General features: G+C 72.5%; 19 protein-coding genes. 6 read left to right on the forward strand and 13 right to left on the reverse strand.

Annotated features, from left to right (window positions below; translation table 11 throughout):
* The first annotated feature begins 36 nt into the window (after nt 1-36).
* On the forward strand, nt 37-1704 hold the full coding sequence (locus J2S43_RS01150) for a glycoside hydrolase family 3 protein (protein ID WP_306826603.1): 1668 nt from the start codon (nt 37-39) through the stop codon (nt 1702-1704).
* Nucleotides 1705-1748: 44 nt separating this feature from the next.
* On the opposite strand, the gene fabF is transcribed toward J2S43_RS01150, so the two are convergent.
* The 5 genes from fabF to J2S43_RS01175 form a co-directional block, all read right to left on the reverse strand.
* Nucleotides 1749-2975, reverse strand: coding sequence for a beta-ketoacyl-ACP synthase II (gene fabF / locus J2S43_RS01155; RefSeq protein WP_306826604.1), 1227 nt, complete (start codon nt 2973-2975; stop codon nt 1749-1751).
* On the reverse strand, nt 2972-3214 hold the full coding sequence (locus J2S43_RS01160; protein ID WP_306826606.1) for an acyl carrier protein: 243 nt from the start codon (nt 3212-3214) through the stop codon (nt 2972-2974). Before J2S43_RS01160 ends, fabF begins: the two co-directional genes overlap by 4 nt.
* A gap of 62 nt (nt 3215-3276) precedes the next feature.
* The gene (locus J2S43_RS01165) at nt 3277-4221 is read right to left on the reverse strand and encodes a beta-ketoacyl-ACP synthase III (protein WP_306826607.1); all 945 of its coding nucleotides are present in this window, start codon (nt 4219-4221) and stop codon (nt 3277-3279) included.
* 1 nt (nt 4222) lies between these two features.
* Nucleotides 4223-5161, reverse strand: a complete 939-nt coding sequence (locus J2S43_RS01170) for an ACP S-malonyltransferase (protein WP_306826609.1) — start codon at nt 5159-5161, stop codon at nt 4223-4225.
* Nucleotides 5162-5249: 88 nt separating this feature from the next.
* Nucleotides 5250-6551, reverse strand: a complete 1302-nt coding sequence (locus tag J2S43_RS01175) for a PucR family transcriptional regulator (RefSeq protein WP_370881577.1) — start codon at nt 6549-6551, stop codon at nt 5250-5252.
* 159 nt (nt 6552-6710) lie between these two features.
* Between J2S43_RS01175 and J2S43_RS01180 the strand changes: the two genes are divergently transcribed.
* Together J2S43_RS01180 and J2S43_RS01185 are read left to right on the forward strand one after the other, a co-directional pair.
* Nucleotides 6711-6953, forward strand: a complete 243-nt coding sequence (locus J2S43_RS01180; RefSeq protein ID WP_306839808.1) for a hypothetical protein — start codon at nt 6711-6713, stop codon at nt 6951-6953.
* Nucleotides 6954-6994: 41 nt separating this feature from the next.
* On the forward strand, nt 6995-7552 hold the full coding sequence (locus J2S43_RS01185) for a TetR/AcrR family transcriptional regulator (protein ID WP_306826612.1): 558 nt from the start codon (nt 6995-6997) through the stop codon (nt 7550-7552).
* Nucleotides 7553-7600: 48 nt separating this feature from the next.
* Here J2S43_RS01185 and J2S43_RS01190 read toward each other — a convergent pair whose 3' ends face one another.
* The 3 genes from J2S43_RS01190 to J2S43_RS01200 all read right to left on the reverse strand — a co-directional run bounded on the left by J2S43_RS01190 (nt 7601) and on the right by J2S43_RS01200 (nt 9167).
* The gene (locus J2S43_RS01190) at nt 7601-7831 is read right to left on the reverse strand and encodes a DUF397 domain-containing protein (RefSeq protein WP_306826614.1); all 231 of its coding nucleotides are present in this window, start codon (nt 7829-7831) and stop codon (nt 7601-7603) included.
* Between the two features lie 140 nt (nt 7832-7971).
* Complete coding sequence (locus tag J2S43_RS01195; protein ID WP_306826615.1) at nt 7972-8169, reverse strand: DUF397 domain-containing protein; 198 nt, start codon at nt 8167-8169, stop codon at nt 7972-7974.
* 65 nt (nt 8170-8234) lie between these two features.
* Nucleotides 8235-9167, reverse strand: a complete 933-nt coding sequence (locus J2S43_RS01200) for a helix-turn-helix domain-containing protein (RefSeq protein ID WP_306826617.1) — start codon at nt 9165-9167, stop codon at nt 8235-8237.
* 520 nt (nt 9168-9687) lie between these two features.
* Between J2S43_RS01200 and J2S43_RS01205 the strand changes: the two genes are divergently transcribed.
* The gene (locus tag J2S43_RS01205; protein ID WP_306826619.1) at nt 9688-10938 is read left to right on the forward strand and encodes a serine hydrolase domain-containing protein; all 1251 of its coding nucleotides are present in this window, start codon (nt 9688-9690) and stop codon (nt 10936-10938) included.
* A gap of 48 nt (nt 10939-10986) precedes the next feature.
* On the opposite strand, the gene J2S43_RS01210 is transcribed toward J2S43_RS01205, so the two are convergent.
* Nucleotides 10987-11793 carry a helix-turn-helix transcriptional regulator gene (locus J2S43_RS01210; RefSeq protein WP_306826621.1) on the reverse strand — a complete coding sequence of 269 codons (807 nt, stop codon included), beginning with the start codon at nt 11791-11793 and terminating at the stop codon, nt 10987-10989.
* 51 nt (nt 11794-11844) lie between these two features.
* Here J2S43_RS01210 and J2S43_RS01215 point away from each other — a divergent pair, with 51 nt between their 5' ends.
* The gene (locus J2S43_RS01215) at nt 11845-12264 is read left to right on the forward strand and encodes a DUF2000 domain-containing protein (protein ID WP_306826622.1); all 420 of its coding nucleotides are present in this window, start codon (nt 11845-11847) and stop codon (nt 12262-12264) included.
* Here J2S43_RS01215 and J2S43_RS01220 read toward each other — a convergent pair.
* On the reverse strand, nt 12250-13482 hold the full coding sequence (locus J2S43_RS01220) for a molybdopterin molybdotransferase MoeA (protein ID WP_306826624.1): 1233 nt from the start codon (nt 13480-13482) through the stop codon (nt 12250-12252). The genes J2S43_RS01215 and J2S43_RS01220 overlap by 15 nt on opposite strands.
* Nucleotides 13483-13574: 92 nt before the next feature.
* Between J2S43_RS01220 and J2S43_RS01225 the strand changes: the two genes are divergently transcribed.
* Nucleotides 13575-13856: a gamma-glutamylcyclotransferase family protein gene (locus J2S43_RS01225; protein ID WP_306826626.1), complete on the forward strand. Its 282-nt coding sequence runs from the start codon at nt 13575-13577 to the stop codon at nt 13854-13856.
* A gap of 3 nt (nt 13857-13859) precedes the next feature.
* On the opposite strand, the gene J2S43_RS01230 is transcribed toward J2S43_RS01225, so the two are convergent.
* The 3 genes from J2S43_RS01230 to J2S43_RS01240 are packed head-to-tail and all read right to left on the reverse strand — an operon-like array spanning nt 13860 to nt 16806.
* Nucleotides 13860-15365, reverse strand: coding sequence for a tripartite tricarboxylate transporter permease (locus J2S43_RS01230; protein WP_306826628.1), 1506 nt, complete (start codon nt 15363-15365; stop codon nt 13860-13862).
* A 1-nt stretch (nt 15366) separates the two neighbouring features.
* Nucleotides 15367-15807: a tripartite tricarboxylate transporter TctB family protein gene (locus J2S43_RS01235; protein ID WP_306826631.1), complete on the reverse strand. Its 441-nt coding sequence runs from the start codon at nt 15805-15807 to the stop codon at nt 15367-15369.
* The gene (locus J2S43_RS01240) at nt 15808-16806 is read right to left on the reverse strand and encodes a tripartite tricarboxylate transporter substrate-binding protein (RefSeq protein ID WP_306826633.1); all 999 of its coding nucleotides are present in this window, start codon (nt 16804-16806) and stop codon (nt 15808-15810) included.
* Between the last annotated feature and the right edge of the window lie 44 nt (nt 16807-16850).

A 16850-nucleotide genomic window follows, 5' to 3' on the forward strand; every position in this document is an offset into this window, starting at 1 on the left:
CGGTGGCGCCCTCTCGTCGTACCCCCGTTGCTTCTGATGCTCGTCCTGACGGGGTGTGGCACCGAGCCCCCGGCGAGCCCGGAGTCGTCGCCGGACGCCACGGTCCCGCTGGCCGTGCCCTCGTCCGCGCCGGATCCGGCCGCGCAGGCGGCCGCGCTGGTCGCGCAGCTCAAGGACGAGGACCTGGCCGGCCAGGTGCTGATGCCGTATGCGTACGGCGCGTCCGCGACCGACGTCTCGGCCGGCTCCAAGGCCGGTAACCAAGGGCTGGCCGGCGTGGACACCCCGGCGCAGATGGTGGAGAAGTACCGGCTCGGCGGCCTGATCCTGGTCGGGTTCAGCGCCGACGACCCGACCGGGAAGAACCAGCCCACCACCAACGTCGACAAACCCGACCAGGTCCGCGCGCTCACCGAGGGCCTGCAGGCCGCGCACGCGAAGCTGCCGGCCGGCGCCGCACCGATGCTGATCGGCACCGACCAGGAGTACGGCGTGGTCACCCGGATCCGCACCGGCGTGAGCGCGCTGCCCGGCGCGATGGCGTTCGGCGCCGCCGGTGACGTCGGTGTGACCGAGAAGGCCTGGTCCGTGGCCGGCGGCGAGCTGGCCGCGATGGGCGTCAACGTCGACTTCGCGCCGGTCGCGGACGTGCTCGGCGGCCCCGGCGGCCTGGTGATCGGCTCGCGTTCCTACGGCGACGACCCGAAGGCGGTCGCGGAGCAGGTCGCCGCGGCGGTGCGCGGGCTGCAGGCCGGTGGCGTCGCGGCCGCGCTGAAACACTTCCCCGGCCACGGCCACACCACCACGGACAGCCACGAGGCGCTGCCGGTGCTCGGCCAGGACCGCAAGGCGCTGGACGCCGGCGACCTGCCGCCGTTCCGGGCCGGCATCGAGGCGGGCGCGCAACTGGTCATGTCCGGGCACCTGGACGTGCAGGCGATCGACCCGGGCGTGCCGGCGACGTTCTCCAAGAAGGTCCTGACCGACCTGCTGCGCGGCGACCTGAAATTCCAGGGCGTGGTGGTCAGCGACGCGCTCAACATGGAGCCGGCGATGGCCTGGCCGGCGGGGGAGGCGGCGGTGCGTGCGCTGAACGCCGGCAACGACCTGCTGCTGATGCCGCCGGACCTGCCGGCCGCGCACGCCGGCCTGCTGGCCGCGCTGGGTGACGGATCGCTCCCCCGGGAGCGGCTGATCGAGGCGGCCACTCGCGTGCTCACGCTGCGCTTCACGCTGGCCCAGGACGCGGTGCCGCCGATGTCCACGGTCGGTGCGCCGTCCGGTGCCGAGCCGCTGTCGGACGTGGCCCGCCGGTCGATCACGCTGCTGCGCGGCGCCTGCGACGGCGCGGCGGTCGCCGGCCCGGTGACGGTGACGGTGGCGAGCGGCCGCACCGACTCCAAGAAGAACCTGGAGGAGGCGCTGCGCAAGGCGGGCCTGGAGGTGGTGGCGTCCGGCGGCAGCACCACGGTGCACCTGGTCGGGTACGGCGACGGCGCCGCCGAGCTGTCCTCCGGCGCGCAGGTGACGGTGTCGATGGACCTGCCCTACCTGCTGGCGTCGTCCCGGTCGCCGGTGCTGCTGGCGACCTATTCGAACGCGCCCGCGCAGCTGACCGCGCTCGCCGAGGTGCTCGCGGGCAAGGCGAAGCCGCAGGGCAGCTCGCCGGTCGAGGTGGACGGGCTGCCGCGCACCACCTGCTGAACCGGTTTTAGGGGGCGGCTCGGCGAGCCGCCCCCTCTTCCGTGCTACGGGCGGGTGAAGACCAGCGCCACGTTGTGCCCGCCGAAGCCGAACGAGTTGTTCAGCGCCGCCGGGATCTCCAGCGGACGGGCCTTGTGCGCGGCCACGTCCAGGTCGAGCTTGTCGTCCGGGTCGTCCAGGTTGATCGTCGGCGGCACGATGCTGTCGCGGATCGACAGGATCGTCGCGATCGACTCCAGCGCGCCGGCCGCGCCGAGCAGGTGCCCGGTCATCGACTTGGTGGCGGTGACCACCGGGTGCGTGCCGACCGCGGCCCGCAGCGCCGCGATCTCCGCGATGTCGCCGACCGGGGTGGATGTGGCGTGCGCGTTCACGTGCACGATGTCCGCACCGGTCAGGCCCGCGTCGCGGAGCGCCTTGCCGATCGCCCGGATCGCGCCCGCGCCCTCGGGGTGCGGCTGCACGATGTCGAAGCCGTCCGAGGTGATGCCGGAGCCGGCCAGACGCGCGTAGATCCGTGCGCCGCGCGCGATCGCGTGCTCGGCCCGCTCCAGCACGACGACGCCCGCGCCCTCACCGAGCACGAAGCCGTCCCGGCCCTTGTCCCACGGGCGGGAGGCCCGCTCCGGGTCGTCGTTGCGCGTGGACATCGCGCGCATCGACGCGAAACCGGCGATCGGCAGCGGGTGGATCACGGCCTCGGTGCCGCCCGCCACGACCACGTCGGCCCGCCCGGCCCGGATCATGTCCAGGCCCAGCGCGATCGCCTCCGCGCCGGTGGCGCAGGCGCTGGCCACGCAGTGGACGCCGGCCTGCGCGCCGAGCTCCAGGCCGACGAACGCGGCCGGGCCGTTCGGCATCAGCATCGGGATGGTGTGCGGCGAGACCCGCCGCGCGCCCCGCTCCTCCAGGATGTCGTCCTGGTCGAGCAGTGTGGTGGCGCCGCCGATGCCCGAGCCGATGCTCACGCCGAGCCGCTCCAGGTCGAGCCCGGAATCGGCCAGGCCCGAGTCGGCCCATGCCTGGCGTGCCGCGATGACCGCTATCGCCTCGGAGCGGTCCATCTTGCGCAGCTTCGGCTTGTCGATGATCTCGGAGGGGTCGACGGCGAGCGACGCGGCGATCTGCACCGGCAGCTCGGCCGCCCAGTCCTGGGCCAGCCGGCTGACCCCGGAGCGACCGTGCAGCATACCGTCCCAGGTGGACGCCACGTCCCCGCCGAGCGGGGACGTGGCGCCGAGCCCTGTGACGACGACGTCGACAGAGGTCACGCGTTCGCCTCGATGTAGGAGACGGCGTCACCCACGGTCTTGAGGTTCTGCATCTCGGTGTCCGGGATCTTCACGCCGAACTTGTCCTCGGCCGCCATGATCACCTCGACCATGGAGAGCGAGTCGACGTCCAGGTCGTCCGTGAAGGTCTTCTCCTCGGTCACGTCGGACTGCTCGACGCCGGCGAGCTCGTTGAGGATGTCGGCGAGGCCGGTGATGATCTCTTCGCGGGAAGCCATGTGCGTGATGGTCCTTTCGGGTTGGGGTCTTGCTACTCGCTGCACGTCGGGTGAGCGAGAACTCAGGGGCAGCGGATGACCTGACCGGCGTACGTCAGGCCGCCGCCGAAGCCGAACAGCAGCACCGGCGCGCCGGACGGCACCTCGCGCCGCTCGACCAGCTTCGACAGCGCCAGCGGGATGCTGGCCGCCGAGGTGTTGCCGGACTCGACCAGATCCTTCGCGACCACGGCGTCCTTGAGACCGAGCCGCTTCACGATGCCGTCGATGATCCGCGTGTTGGCCTGGTGCGCGACGAACGCGGCGATCTCCTCCGGCGCGACGCCGGCCTTCTCGCAGGCCTGCTTCGCCACCGGCGCGATCGCGGTGGTGGCCCAGCGGAAGACCGCCTGGCCCTCCTGCTTGATGTACGGCCGCCAGCCCGCGATCGTCAGCACGTCGCCCTTCTCCGGGGCGGAGCCCCAGAGCACCGGGCCGATGCCGGACGGCTCGCCCTCCGCGACGGCGGTGACCACGGCCGCGCCGGCGCCGTCCGCGAACAGCACCGCGGTGGTGCGGTCGGTCCAGTCCACCACGTCGGAGAGCTTCTCCGCGCCGATCACCAGCGCGTTGCGGGACGAGCCGGCCTGGATCGCGTGGTCCGCAGTGGCCAGCGCGTAGGAGAAGCCGGAGCAGGCCGCGTTCAGGTCGAACGCGCCCGGCGCGGTGATGCCGAGGCGCGCCGCGACCATCGCCGCGACGTTCGGGCAGCGGTCCTCGGCGGAGCAGGTCGCCACGATCACCAGGTCGATGTCCGCGGCGGTCAGCCCCGCGTTCGCCAGCGCCTTCTCCGCGGCGAACGTGGCCATGTCCGCGACCGACTCGCCGTCCGCGATGCGCCGCTCGGCGATGCCGACCCGATCCCGGATCCACTCGTCGTTGGTGTCGATCGTGTGCGAGAGCTCCTCGTTCGTCACCACCCGGGCCGGCTGGTAGTGCCCGAGCGCGAGGATGCGGCTGCCGGCCATGTCAGTTCCGTCCTTCGGTGTGTCGTGCGATCAGGTCGAGCGCCGCGGGGAGGTCGTCCGGCGTGTTCAGGGTGACGATCTCGGGCAGGCCGGGGCCCTTGAACTCGCGCTTGATCAGACCGGCGAGCGTGCCGGCCGGGGCCAGCTCGATCACCGCGGTGACGCCGCGCGCGGCCAGCGTGCGCATCACCAGGTCCCAGCGGACCGGCGCGGTGACCTGGCGGACCAGCCGGGACAGCATCTCGGCGCCGTCCGCGACCGCGGCGCCGTCCAGGTCGGACAGCATGATCCGGGTCGGGTCGGCGGTCGGCACGTCCGCCGCGACCGCGCCCAGCGCGACCTCGGCCGGTGCCATGAACGGCGTGTGGAACGCGCCGGCCACGGCCAGCGGGATCACCCGCACGCCACCGGGACGGTCGGCCGCGAACTTGTCCAGCGGGTCCTTCGCACCGGCCGCGACGATCTGCCCGGCGCCGTTGCGGTTGGCGGCGTGCAACCCGTACGACTCGATCGCGGCGACCACCTCGTCCGGGTCGCCGCCGACCACCGCGGCCATGCCGGTCGGCTCCAGCGCGCAGGCCGCGGCCATCTCCCGGCCGCGCACGCCGGCGAGCGTGACGGCCGACTCCGGCGTCAGCACGCCCGCGATCGAGGCCGCGGCCAGCTCGCCCACGCTGTGCCCGGCGACCACGGTGCCGTCCCCGCTCTCGCTGAGGGGGAGCCGCTCCGCGGCCAGCAGCGCGGCCGCGACCAGCAGCGGCTGGGTGCGCGCGGTGTCCCTGATCTCCTCGGCGTCCGCCTCGGTGCCCAGGTGCACCAGGTCGACGCCGGCCGGCTCGGACCACGCGCGGAGGCGGGCCTCGGCGTCGGGGAGTTGGAGCCACGGCGCGAGGAAGCCGGGCTTCTGTGAACCTTGCCCTGGGGAGAGAACGGCTAGCACGGTTGACACTCTGCGGGATGACGACGTCGTCTAGCGCTGCTGACAGGCACCAAACCACACTAAAGCTTTTGTGCGATACCTACAAAGCTCACCCTTGGCGTGGGGTGGTGCGTGACGGAGGCAACACCGCGTTCGGCGGGTCGAGCCGGCCGACCGTCAGCGCGATCCGCAGCGCGAACGCGTCCCGCGAGTTCAGCGGGGAGAACGTGGTCACCTCCGCGATCCGCTTCAGCCGGTAGCGGACCGTGTTCGGGTGCACGAAGAGGCCGCGGGCCGCGCTCTCCAGCACACCGCCGGCCGCGAAGAACGCGTCCAGCGTCTCCAGCAGCTCACCGCCCGCCCGCGTCAGTGCGCCGTAGACCGAGTCCCGCAGCGTACGCCGGGCCTCCGGGTCGCCGGCCAGCGCACGCTCCGGCAGCAGGTCGTCCGCCGCGACCGGGCGCGGTGCCGCCGGCCACGCCACCGCGCTGCGGTAGCCGGTCAGCGCCGCGCGCGCCGACTCGGTCGCCGCGTCCAGGCTCGGCACGGCCGGGCCGACCACGACCGGGCCGTCGCCGAACCCCTCCATCAGCTTCTGCACGGTCACCACCGGATCCGGCGCGCCGCCGATCACCAGCACCAGCCGGTCGCCGTGCCCGCCACCGACCAGCTCCACGCCGAGCCGCCGCGCGGCGCGGTAGAACCCGTGCAGGATCGCGGCCAGGTCGCCGCCCGGGGACCGGCCCACCGCGACCGCGACCGGGGCCGCGTCCGCCCAGCCCAGCGCGGCCGCACGGCTGGCCAGCACGTCCGAGGAGTCGCCGCGCAGCAGCGCGTCCACCAGCATCGCCTGCAGCCGGGCGTCCCAGGTGCCGCGCGACTCCGCGGCCCGCGCGTAGACCCGGGCGGCCGCGAACGCGATCTCCCGGGAGAACTTGAGCATCGCCTCCCGCAGCGCGACCTCCTCGCCCGGCGCGGCCAGCTCCGGCACCTGCTCCTCGGCCACGTCGATGGTGACCTTGACCAGCGCGACCGTGTGCTGCAGCGAGATCGCCCGGGCCAGCGCGCGGGGCGCGGTCGCGAAGACCTCGTCGGAGACCTCCTGGGTGTCGTCGGCGGTGCCGCCGCTGGACCGCAGCCACTCCACCAGCGAGCGCACGCCGGCCTGGGCGACGAGCATCACCCAGGACCGCTGGTCGGCCGGCAGCTCCCGGAACCAGGGCAGCGACTCGTCCATCCGGGCGATCGCGGCGGTGGCCAGGCCGCCGGCGCTCCGCTCGACCCGCCGCACCGTCGCGGCCAGCGGCCCGCCGTCCGGTTCGCCGGCTTTCGTACCGCTCCCCGCATTCGCCACCGGCCAAGCCTGCCATGCTGCGCCCGGTGCGTCGCCCGGCGCGTGCGGGATGACCATGAATTACCTGATCAAGGCACGGACGCGAGTGATGTTCACCGCAGCGTGTGAAGTCCCCACGGCGCGTGAAACCGCTTACTCTCGACGGGTGCGAACGCGGGGCCGCGCGAGGTTGCACCGCGCGCACCGCACGGAACAGGTTCAGCAAGGAGGAGCGACATGGCGGAGGAAGGTCCGGTGGACTTCCCCGAGCCGGACGACACCGCATGCGGTGGCCGGGTGGTACCACGCCAGCACCGCTCCTACGCCTCCCCGGAGGCGGAGCTGCCGCTGCCCGGCTCCGGCAGCCCCGGCGGCTGTCAGACCCGGCTCAACGGCTGGGCCGGCGCGCACCTGCACGGCGCGGTCCGTCCCCGTCGCCGCAAGATCGGCCGAGGTCGTCCGCCGCGCCGCTGGTGCTGATTTCACCGCGTGCCGGCGGAATTCGCTCTACGTTCGGTGGGGTGGACGAGAAGCAGCGGGTGATTCTGCGGCAGGCGATGGCGCTGGCGGACGAGGCCGGCCTGGACGCGGTCTCGATGCGTGCCGTCGGCCGGCGGGTCGGGCTCAGCTCGATGGCGCTCTACCCGTACGTGGGTAACAAGGAGGCGCTGCTCGACGGCCTGGTCCAGCAGTTGCTGGAGGAGCTGCACGACTCGTCGGTGTCGGACGGCGACTGGCGGGACCGGCTGCGGGCGATCGCCCGTGCCGCCCGCGATCTCGCGCATGCGCATCCCGGGGCGTATCCGCTGCTGGTGGCGCGCCCGGCGGCCGGCGAGGCGGAGGACGCGGACCGGGTGCAGGAACGCATCCGCGACGCGCTCCGCGACGCGGGCGTGGCCCGCGCGGAGGTCCTGCGGCTGCAACGGATGCTGTCGACGTTCGCGCTCGGCTACGGCGCCTCGGAGGTGACCGGGCGATTCACGGCCGGTTCGGCGGAGGAGCGGACCGCCGAGTTCGAGGCGGACCTGGAGGATCTGCTGGGCCTGGTCGAACGGACCGCGGAGAGACGGTCCGCCTGATGCGTTTCGGCCAGGGGCGGCCTGGGCCCCGCCCCCGCTTGGTGCGCACTAGTGACGGTCGGTCGGAATGCCGCCCCCCGCGACGGCGGTGATGAACGCGCTCCACGCGGACCCCGACACGGCTAGTCGGGCGTCATGGGGCGCCTTGGAGTCGCGGACGAACGCGTTGGATGGCGTCGTCGCCACCTCCACGCACGCGCCGTTGCCGCAGGCTCGTCTCCACTGCAGTTGGTGATCGGCTGGCATGAGAGCTCCCTCCCTGTGCTCACCCTCCACCATAAGCAGATGAGCGCACAGTAGGGAAACGATGGCCGTGAGTGAGCGCGGATGAAGGTTGATTCCTGGCTGTTTTTCCAGGTATCTCCCCCTCGGCGGGGGTGCGGATCGGGTCTGACTCCGCACCCACCACCGTGCGGCGATCACTCAGCGCTGATGTTGCCGCTCCTCACGCCCGAGACGAAGGTGCCCCATGCGGCGTGGGAGAAGGCCAGGATCGCGCCGTCCTGCTCCTTGGCGTCACGCATGAACTGCCGGTCCGCGGTCGTGGAGACCTCGACGCAGGCGCCCGTTCCGCAGAAGGTGCTACGCCGCCACGCTGCGGTGTTGTGCTTGGTCACTGTTGTGCCTTTCTGGGGCGGCGGGCGGCGACGCCTCATCGGGTCGTCGAGCCCGCCGTTGTTCTCTATTGGGATGTGCTGGTACTGGTGGTGCCGGCAAGGGCGGCGGCTTTTTGAGCCGCCTCGAGGATCATCTGGATCGACGTGCCCTCATTGAGCGCGGCGTTCCACAGATCTGTGAACTCGGTCAGGTGTCGCGATACGGAGGAGTCGTCCTCGACCAGCTCGTCCAGCAGGTTGCTCTCGCGGTAGAGCACGGCGTCGTTGTCATTCGCCGCGGAGCTGTCGTCAGGATCGCTGAAGTCGTAGATCTCGAACGTCGCGAGCATGGCCAGCGCGGTGCTGGTGGTGAACGGAATGATCCGGATGGTCAGCCTGCCCTGCGTCGCCAGCGAGTGCAGGTCGAAGAGCTGGGTCGCGAGGAGGTGGTAGTCGCCGAGCGTGCGGTGCAGAACCGACTCGTCCAGCAGCAGCATGACGGCCGGATTGTCGCGTCGTTCCAGGAAGGCCTGGCGGCGGCGCTGCCGGGCCTCGCGCCGGACCGTCGCGGTCGCCTCGGGCAGCTTCGTCTGGAAGGCGGCGAAGACCGCCTGCGCATAGTCCGGAACCTGGAGCGGGCCGGGGATCAGCATGGAGAGGAAGTAGCGAATGGTCCGCGCCTCGGTCTCGAACTGGATGAGGCGGCGCATCGCCGGCGGCAGGTGCTCCCGGAACTGGGCCTCGTCCCACCACTCGCGCTTACGGGCGTCCCGTGCGGACTGGATGAGGCGGGCGACCTCCTCGGGATCGCTGATGCCGAGGTAGTTCAGCAGGGACCGGGTGTCATTGACCGAGATGGTGACTTCGCCGCTCTCGATGCGCATGACCTTCGAGATGGACCACTCCATCTCGTCCGCGACCTGATGCTGGGTGAAGCCGTTCTCCTCGCGGGCGCGTCGCAACGCGAGCCTCAAGCGGCGCCGCGCGACCGCGGGCGATTCAGCCGGAGGCGAGGTCATGACGTCCAGATCCCCTATGTAGGAACGTTACTTATTGCAGTAACCGATCTGCGAGGTCGCAGGATGCAATCCATCTTACGGGGTAGAAGGAGGGCCGTGCGACAGACTCGCCGATACGTCGTTGACCGGCGCGGATGGCCGCTCGCGAGGGGCTGGCCCGTCTGCTGCGGGTGCTGGGAGAGGGGATCGCCTCGGCTGCACATTACGAAGGCACCCGGTTGCCGCCAGGTGCCTTCGTTTGCTCTCTTGCCGGCGTTCCGGCGGGCCGTGCGCCAACCCCCGAAACGCCTTTGAAGTTACCGATCCTGCAGTGCCGCTCCAACCGTGGATCCAGTTTTACACGCCCCCGGGCATAAAGCCAGACCCCAATCTGCGACCTTGCAGATCGCGGCCTGGCGGAGTGGATCTCCGTCTCATCCCCGGCGCGGATGTCGCCCCGGCCGGGTCCGTCGTGAGGCGGAGAACGGGTTCCGCTGCGCGGGCGACGACCGGGGTGGAGCGCACCGGCCAGGATGGACGCATGTCGAAATCAGGGCGTAACAGAGGACTGTGGCACCGGGCCGGGGCGGCTGTCGTGGCGGTCGTGCTCGCCGGGACCGCGGCGCTGACTCACACGGGGGTGGCGAACGCCGCGCCGAAGAACCAGCTGGCCGCCGAGATCCAGCCGCTGCTGGACGCGATCACCGCAACCGGTGTGCCGGGTTCGTACGCGCAGGTCCGGCGGGACGGGAAGACGTTCACCGGAGCGTCCGGCGTGGCGTTCGTGGAGACCGGTGCGCCGGCCCGGGCGGACTCGCGGCACCGGATCGGCAGCGTCACCAAGACGTTCGTCTCCACCACGGTGCTGCAGCTGGTGGGCGAGCGCCGGCTGTCGCTCGACACCAGCGTGGACCGGCTGCTGCCGCGCTTCGATCTGGATCCGAAGATCACGGTGCGGCAGCTTCTCAACCACACCAGCGGCATCGGCAACTACACGGCGGCGCTGGACACGTACGCCGAGCTGGAGGAGTGGCGGACGCGGACGTTCACGCCGGACGAGCTGGTGCGGCTCGGGCAGTCGTTCCCGGACACGGGCGCGCCGGGCGAGGTGTTCTCGTACTCGAACACCAACTACGTGCTCGCCGGGCTGATCATCGAGAAGGTGACCGGCAACGACGCGGAGAAGGAGATCAACCGTCGGATCATCCGGCCGCTGGGGCTGCGCGACACCTACTTCCCCGGGCGTGATCCCCAGATCCGCGGGCCGCACGCGGGTGCGTACGTGGCCTGGCCGGACGAGCAGACCGGCGAGATCACGCTGCGGGACTTCAGCGTCTACAACATGACCTGGGCGTGGACGGCCGGCGAGATGATCTCCACCACGGCCGACCTGAACACGTTCTACCGCGCGCTGATCACCGGCAAGCTGCTCAAGCCGGCGCAGCAGAAGGCGCTGATGGAGACCGTGCCGTGGGACCCGGCGCAGCCGGACGCGCTGCGCTACGGCCTCGGCATCTACGCGCTGCAGCTGCCCTGCGGCACGTTCTGGGGCCACGACGGCGGCGTGATCGGCCAGGTCACCCAGGTGCTCACCTCGCTCGACGGGCGCACCCAGCTCGCCTTCGGGATGAACTTCGGCATCAACTTCTACCCGGACCCGGCGATGCAGGAGGCGTTCAACAACCTGATCGTCTCCGGCCTCTGCGGGCCGCAGAGCGGCGGCGACCAGCTCCGGACCGCGGGTGGCGCGGAGATCCCGCTGCTGCCGGGCGCGGTGCGGCTCAACAACTGAAGACCCATCGGGGGGTACGTGTGAGCGCCTCGGCCGACGCCGGGGCGCTCACCGCGTACCCGCGGATGGTCTGGATCTTCCCGCGAAGCGGCCGGGTGTGACGCCCAGGACCTTGGTGAAGTGCCGGTTCAGGTGCGACTGGTCGTGGAAGCCGGCCGCGGTCGCCACCTCCGCGGGCGGCACGCCGGCCAGCAGCATCCGCCGGGCCGCGTCCACCCGGCGGCCGGTCAGATAGCGGTGCGGCGGCAGCCCGAACGCGCGGGTGAACGCGCGGACCAGGTGACTCGGGTGGGCGTGCAGTTCCGCGGCCGCGTCGCGCAGCGTGAGGCCGGCCGCGGTGTCCCGGTCCAGCAGCGCGCGCAGATCGTCGGCCAGACCCTTCGCCGGCGGCGGCCCGGCCGGCACCAGCGGCAGCAGGTGGGTCCGGAGACGGTCGCGGATCAGCGTCAGCCGGCTCTCCGCCTCCAGCACGTCACCCGGGCTCACCAGCGCGCCGTGCAGGCCGTGCACGGCCCGCCGGAGCGCCGGGTCGGACAGGCCCGGCCGGTCCACGGCCGCGCCGATCAGGTCCTCGCCGAGCACGTCCGGGTCGAGGTAGAGCACGCGCTTGCGGAAACCGTGCGTGGTGGCGGACCGGCCGTCGTGCGGCACGTGCGGCGGCAGCAGCGTGACCGTCGCGCCGACCGTGCCGTGGTGCGCCTGCTCCAGGTCGTAGGTGATCGCGCCGTCGTCGACGATCAGCAGCGTCCAGGCGGCGTGCGTGTGCGCCGGGTACGCGTGCGCGACGAACCGGGCGTGGAACACCTCCCGCACGCCCGGAACGCCCGGCCGCCAGGCCGTGACCAGCTCACGCATGGTGAGAAACGTACAAGACTCCGGGTGCGGCGCGGCGCGAGGCTGTCCGGCATGAGTACGGTCCGATTCGACACCAAGATTGCCGTTCTGCTCCGCGACGACCTGCTGACCTGGCAGCGGCTGAACGTCACCGCGTTCCTGATCAGCGGGCTCGCCGGGACCCGCCCGCACCTGCTGGGCGAGCCCTACGCGGACGCGGACGGCACCGCGTACCTGCCGATGTTCGGCCAGCCGGTGCTGGTCTTCGAGGGCGACGCCGCGATGCTCACCGCCGCGCACGGCCGGGCGCTGTCCCGCGACGTCCCGATGACGATCTTCACCGAGGAGCTGTTCGGCACCGGCCATGACGAGGCGAACCGCGAGGCGGTGGCCGCGGTCAAGCGGGACGACCTGAACCTGGTCGGGATCGGCCTGCACGCGCCGAAGAACGCGGCCGACCGGATCCTCAAGGGCGCGTCACTGCACCGGTAGCAGGTCGGCGGCGTCACCCTGTGCCCAGCCGGACGGGATCACGGCCAGCGCGTCCGCGGTCGCGGCGGAGAGCAGGCTGGCCGGCCGCGAACCCGGGACCACGGTGGCGCGCCCGTCCGCCAGGTGCACCGGGACGAGCCGGGTGCCACCGTCGTACGGCTCGGCCTTCCCGGTCACCGGCAGGCGCAGCGGCTCGCGCGGCGCACGCCCCTGCAACGCGTCCAGCAGCGGGCGAAGCAGCGTCACGGCCCCGACCAGCGCGGCGTACGGGTTGCCGGGCAGGCCGACCACCCACCGGCCGCCGGGCAGCTCCGCCAGCGCCTGCGGGTGACCGGGCCGGCAGGCCACGCCGTCGACGTGCCAGCGCGCGCCGGCCCGGGTGAGCACGCTGTGCAGGTGGTCCGCGCGGCCGACCGACGACGAGCCGGTCACCGCGGTCACGTCCCAGTCCGCGGAGGCGAGCTCGGCCGCCAGCAGGTCGGCCCGGTCCGGCACGTGCACGGCGCCGGCCAGCGTGCCGCCGGTGCCGGTCAGCAGCGCGGTGAGCAGCGGCGTCAGCGCGTCCCGGACCTGGCCGGCCGCGGGCACGCCGGAGCCGATGATCTCGTCGCCGGTCGCGGCCAGGCGCACCCGCGGACTCCGGTGCACGGTGAGCTCGTCCAGCCCGGCGTGGGCGGCCAGGCCGGCCAGCGTGGCGGTGACCCGGGTGCCGGCCGGCGCGAGGAGCCGGCCGGGCGTGAGGTCCTCCCCGGCGTACCGGATGTGGGTCCGCCCGGGGCCGGTCTCGGACGGGGTGACCGTGTCACCGTCGACGTGGCAGCGCTCGACCGGCAGCACCGCGTCCGCGCCCGGCGGGACCGGCGCGCCCGTGGCGATCTCCACGGCGGTGCCGGGCGCGAGTGGCACGTGTGCGGGCTGACCGGCCAGGGTCCGGCCGACGACCCGCCACGGCGCGCGCCCGGAGATCGCGTAACCGTCCATGGCCGCGGTGTCCGTGCCGGGCAGCAGCGCGGCCGAGGTCGCCGGCTCTGCCAGCGTGTGGCCGTGCGCCCGGGCGAGCGGAACCCGCTCGGCGGCCAGCGGATGCGGCAGCGTGCCGGCCAGCCGGTGGGCCCGGTGCCAGGACATGCCGGCCTCCACCCGCGGCACGGCGGCATGAGGACTGGCGTGGGCGTCGGTGCCCGGCGACGTCGGCACGGCGATGACCTCGGATCCCATCGGTGATCTTTCGCTGAGTATTGCCCCGAAGACCGGGATCGCCCAAACCGTCGTTAGCGCGGCCGTTACCCGGGCGTGCCACCATCGCGGCCATGCCGCTGCTCTTCTCATACGGAACGCTGCAGGATCCGGCCGTCCAGCGCGCCAGCTTCGGCCGCGAACTGGACGGCCGGCGAGACCGGCTCCCGGGTTACGCGGTGGCGGACGGCACGGCGGCCGTCCGGCACACCGGCGACGACACCGACCTCGTCGACGGCACCGTCTTCGACGTCACCGACGACGAGCTGGCCACCGCCGATCGCCACGAGCCCGGCGCCCGCATCCTCACCTCGCTCGACTCCGGCGTCCGTGCCTGGGCCTACCTCCCGGCCTGAGCGTCACTCCTCCTCGGTGAAGACCGACTCGCGGCGGCGCCGGACCGCGGGGAGGACCGTGATGACGAGGGCGGCGGCGGCCAGGGCCAGGAAGGCGGCGGAGATCGGGCGGGTGAGGAAGACCAGGGGGTCGCCGCGGGAGATGATCAGCGCGCGGCGCAGGTTCTCCTCGAGCAGCGGGCCGAGCACGAAGCCGAGCAGCAGCGGGGCCGGCTCGCAGCCGCACTTGATCAGCACATAGCCGAGCAGGCCGAAGAACGCGATCGCGTAGACGTCGAACGCGTTGAAGTTCAGCGAGTACGTCCCGACCAGGGCGAACAGGACGATCATCGGGAAGAGCACCTGGTAGGGGATGCGCAGCAGGCGCACCCAGATGCCGATAAGCGGCAGGTTGAGCAGCAGGAGCATCAGGTTGCCGATCCACATCGACGCGATCAGGCCCCAGAACAGCTCCGGCTCGTCGTTGATCACGTTGGGGCCCGGCGTGATGCCGTGCACGATGAACGCGCCGACCATCAGCGCCATCACCGGGTGCGCGGGCAGGCCGAGCGTGAGCAGCGGGATGAACGAGGTCTGCGCGGCCGCGTTGTTGGCGGACTCCGGGCCGGCGACGCCTTCGATCGCGCCGCGGCCGAAGTCCTGCGGGCGTTTCGAGACGCGCTTCTCGACCGCGTAGGACGTGAACGAGGCGAGCACGTGGCCGCCGCCGGGCAGCACGCCGAGCGCGGCGCCGAGGCCGGTGCCGCGCGCGATCGGCCCGACGATCCGGCGGCGGTCCTCCGCGGTCGGCCAGAGGTGTGTCACGGCGCCGAGCAGGGCCGGGCGGCTCCGCTCGTTCTCCAGGTTGCGCAGGATCTCGGCTATACCGAACATGCCGACCGCGACGGAGACGAAGTCGATCCCGCCGTAGAGCTCCCGCTGGCCGAGCACGAACCGCGGCGTACCGGTGTAGATGTCCTGCCCGACCGTGCCGAGCAGGATGCCCAGCGCGATCATCGCGAGCGCCTTGAGCGCGGAGCCGCGGGCCAGCGCGATCGACACGATCAGGCCGAACAGCACGAGCGCGAAGTAGTCCGCCGGGCCGAACCGCAGCGCGACCGCGGCCAGCGGCGGTGCGGCCACGGCCAGGATCACCGTGGCCACCGTGCCCGCGACGAACGAGCCGATCGCGGCCGCGGCCAGCGCCGGCCCGGCCCTGCCCTGGCGGGCCATCTCGTGCCCGTCGAGCGCGGTGACCGCGGCGGACGACTCACCGGGCAGGTTGATCAGGATGGCGGTCGTCGAGCCGCCGTACTGCGCGCCGTAGTAGATGCCGGCCAGCATGATCAGCGCGGTGACCGGCTCGAAGTTGAAGGTGATCGGCAGCAGCATCGCCACGGTCGCGGTCGGACCGATGCCGGGCAGCACGCCGACGGCCGTGCCGAGCAGCACGCCGAGGAAGCAGTACAGCACGTTCTGGATCAGCAGCGCGGTCGAGAAGCCCAGCGCCAGATCGCCGAAGAGGTCCACGTCAGGCACCCCACAGCGGAATGCGCAGCTGGAGACCGACCACGAAGATCAGCGTGGCGGCCGCGGTCAGCCCCGCGGCGACGGCCACGGCCATCAGCGGCCGCACCCGCCGGCTGGCCAGCGTGACGAGCAGCGCGGTCACCGCGGACGTCGGCACGAACCCGAGGCGCCGCACGAAGAGCCCGAAGAACGCGACCGCCACCACGATCAGCGCGATCGCCCGCCAGGGGACCGCCTCGAACGGGATCTCCTCGCCCGCGACCAGCCCCTTGACCACGATCGCCAGGCCGAGCGCGGCCACGATCGCGCCGGCCAGCAGCGGGAAGTAGCCGGGGCCCATCCGCAGCAGCGTGCCCCGGTCGTAACCGAGGGAACCGGCCACGAACAGGCCGCCGACCACGACGAAGACGCCGCCGGCCAGCACATCCGGGTACGACCGCATCTACGAGGCCTCGACGCCGGCGTCCGCGATGACCTTCGCCCACGTGGTGAGCTGCTCCTCCAGCCGTGCCCGGTGCGCCTCGCCGGTGGCGTCCGCGGCCGCGACCGGCGCGGTGCCGAGCTTCGCCATCTGCTCGACGACCGCGGGATCGGCCAGCGCGGTCCGCAGCGCGCCGGAGAGCTTCTGCACGACCTCCGGCGGGGTGCCGGCCGGGACGTAGAGGCCGTGCCACACGCTCACCTGCAGCCGCGGCATTCCCGCCTCGGCGGTGGTGGGCACGTCGGGCAGGCTCCGCACCCGCTCGGGCGTGGTCACCGCGTACGCCTTCACCTCGCCCGCGGAGATCTGGCCGGTGGTGTTGGTGGTCTGGTCGCACATGAAGTCGACCTGGCCGCCCACCAGATCGGTCAGCGCCGGGCCGGTCCCCTGATAGGGCACCTCCTGCAGCTTCACCCCGGCGGCGGACTGGAACAGCAGCCCGCACAGGTGGGACGCGGCGCCGATGCCCGCGTTGGCCAGCGTGACCTCGCCCGCGTTCGCCTTCACGTGCGTCACCAGATCGGCCAGCGTCGCGGGCGCGAAGTCCTTCCGGGCGATCACGGTCATCGGCACCTCGGTGACCAGCCCGACGGTCGCGAAGTCGGTGAGCGGCGCGTAGCCCAGGTTCTTGTACAGCGCGGGCGCGGTCGACATGCCGATGTGGTGCATCAGCACGGTGTAGCCGTCCGGCTCGGCCTGCGCGACCTCGCCGGCCCCGACCGTGCCGCCTGCGCCCTCCACGTTCTGCACGACGACCCGGCCGCCGAGCGCCGCGGCCATCGGCTCGGCGATCATCCGGGTGACGGTGTCGGTCGGCCCGCCGGCGCTGAACGGCACGACGAACGTGATGTTCCGCTCCGGGTATCCGGCCGGATCGCCGCCACCGCCGCTCTCGCCGGAACAGGCGGCCAGCAACGACACCGCGGCGAGCGCGGCGATCCCGGATCGCTTTGTGGTCATGACGATTCCTCCCCTCGGGATTCATCGACGACCTTATTGAGATG

It is taken from the genome of Catenuloplanes nepalensis (assembly GCF_030811575.1).
GTDB lineage: Bacteria > Actinomycetota > Actinomycetes > Mycobacteriales > Micromonosporaceae > Catenuloplanes > Catenuloplanes nepalensis.

Bases quoted from the DNA above. Each gene is read 5' to 3' on its own strand.
- J2S43_RS01180 (WP_306839808.1), top strand. From the start codon at position 6,711: ATGGCGGAGGAAGGTCCGGTGGACTTCCCCGAGCCGGACGACACCGCA.
- J2S43_RS01205 (WP_306826619.1), top strand. From the start codon at position 9,688: ATGTCGAAATCAGGGCGTAACAGAGGACTGTGGCACCGGGCCGGGGCG.
- J2S43_RS01200 (WP_306826617.1), bottom strand. From the start codon at position 9,167: ATGACCTCGCCTCCGGCTGAATCGCCCGCGGTCGCGCGGCGCCGCTTG.
- J2S43_RS01190 (WP_306826614.1), bottom strand. From the start codon at position 7,831: ATGGTGGAGGGTGAGCACAGGGAGGGAGCTCTCATGCCAGCCGATCAC.
- J2S43_RS01160 (WP_306826606.1), bottom strand. From the start codon at position 3,214: ATGGCTTCCCGCGAAGAGATCATCACCGGCCTCGCCGACATCCTCAAC.
- J2S43_RS01215 (WP_306826622.1), top strand. From the start codon at position 11,845: ATGAGTACGGTCCGATTCGACACCAAGATTGCCGTTCTGCTCCGCGAC.
- J2S43_RS01165 (WP_306826607.1), bottom strand. From the start codon at position 4,221: ATGGCCGGCAGCCGCATCCTCGCGCTCGGGCACTACCAGCCGGCCCGG.
- J2S43_RS01225 (WP_306826626.1), top strand. From the start codon at position 13,575: ATGCCGCTGCTCTTCTCATACGGAACGCTGCAGGATCCGGCCGTCCAG.
- J2S43_RS01150 (WP_306826603.1), top strand. From the start codon at position 37: ATGCTCGTCCTGACGGGGTGTGGCACCGAGCCCCCGGCGAGCCCGGAG.
- J2S43_RS01210 (WP_306826621.1), bottom strand. From the start codon at position 11,793: ATGCGTGAGCTGGTCACGGCCTGGCGGCCGGGCGTTCCGGGCGTGCGG.
- J2S43_RS01220 (WP_306826624.1), bottom strand. From the start codon at position 13,482: ATGGGATCCGAGGTCATCGCCGTGCCGACGTCGCCGGGCACCGACGCC.
- J2S43_RS01240 (WP_306826633.1), bottom strand. From the start codon at position 16,806: ATGACCACAAAGCGATCCGGGATCGCCGCGCTCGCCGCGGTGTCGTTG.
- J2S43_RS01175 (WP_370881577.1), bottom strand. From the start codon at position 6,551: ATGGTCATCCCGCACGCGCCGGGCGACGCACCGGGCGCAGCATGGCAG.
- J2S43_RS01235 (WP_306826631.1), bottom strand. From the start codon at position 15,807: ATGCGGTCGTACCCGGATGTGCTGGCCGGCGGCGTCTTCGTCGTGGTC.